Consider the following 1,279-nt stretch of genomic DNA (forward strand, 5'->3'; position numbering starts at 1 on the left):
TGAGCTGGCTCCGCAAATTTGAACAGGAGGATAAGTGGAATTTCTGCCTGACGGCGGCGATAATCGCCGCGAACAGGAGAGACCATGAGCAGACGACCGCGCCGGAACCACACGCCGGCTTTCAAGGCCAAGGTGGCACTCGCCGCCGTGAAGGGCGACCGAACGATAGCTCAACTGGCCGAGCAGTTTGACGTCCATCCCAATCAGATTACGGCGTGGAAGACCCAGCTCGAGGGCGGAGCTTCGGAGGTTTTCGGATCTGGAAGTGTGACGCCCGCCGCGCCGGCCGTGGACGTAAAGTCGCTGCACGCAAAGATCGGCGAGTTGACGCTGGAGAACGATTTTTTAGAAAGCGCGCTCACCAAGGCGGGATTGCTGAGCGCAAAACGATGATCGACCGCGAGCACGATTTGTCGATCACGAAACAAGCGGAAGTGTTGCAGATCAGCCGTGGCAGCGTCTATTACCTGCCGCGCCCGGTGTCGGACGCCGATCTCACGGTCATGCGGCATCTTGATCGGCTGCATCTGGAGTTTCCTTTCGCCGGTTCGCGGATGTTGAGAGGCCTGCTGGCTGCCGAGGGGTGCAAGATCGGCCGCCGGCATGTCAAAACGCTGATGCGGCGGATGGGGATAGACGCGCTCTATCGCCGTCCTCGGACCACGAAGCCGGAGCCCGGCCACAAGATCTATCCTTACCTACTGCGCGGCATGGAGATCACGCGTCCGAACCAGGTCTGGGCGATGGACATCACTTACATCCCGATGGCGCGCGGCTTCGTGTATCTCGCTGTCGTGCTCGATTGGGCTACCCGACGTGTCTTGTCGTGGCGGTTGTCGATCACGATGGAAGCGGCCTTCTGCGTCGAGACCCTGGAGGATGCCCTGGCGCGGCACGGCCGGCCTGACGTCTTCAATACCGACCAGGGTTCGCAGTTCACCGGTGCGACCTTCATCGCCGTGCTCGCCAGCAACGGCATCGCCATCAGCATGGACGGCAAGGGGGCTTGGCGGGACAACGTGTTCGTCGAGCGGTTGTGGCGCAGCGTCAAGTATGAGGAGGTGTATCTGCGGGCCTACGAGACCGTCAGCGAGGCGCGCGACTCAATCGGCCGATATCTCGACTTCTACAATCGCCGCCGTCCCCATTCGAGCCTTGACGGCAGCACACCGGATCAAGCCTACTTCACCCCGCTGCCAATCCGCTTGGCAGCCTAACCCCGGCAGAGGCTCCACTTATCAACGCGGAAAATCTGTTCAGACAACCGGGACCAGCTCAC

1 protein-coding gene is annotated in these 1,279 nt (G+C 61.2%); it reads left to right on the forward strand.

Features of this window, described 5'->3' with window-relative positions; genetic code table 11:
- The first annotated feature begins 84 nt into the window (after positions 1-84).
- Positions 85-1,217 (forward strand): IS3 family transposase gene (locus tag IVA80_RS36125; protein ID WP_247439881.1). Its coding sequence is split into 2 segments (ribosomal slippage): positions 85-340 and positions 340-1,217, totalling 1,134 coding nucleotides; the frame shifts between segments, so codons are not numbered across the junction.
- The last annotated feature ends 62 nt before the right edge of the window (positions 1,218-1,279 follow it).

The organism is Bradyrhizobium sp. 139, assembly GCF_023074175.1.
Classification (GTDB): domain Bacteria; phylum Pseudomonadota; class Alphaproteobacteria; order Rhizobiales; family Xanthobacteraceae; genus Bradyrhizobium.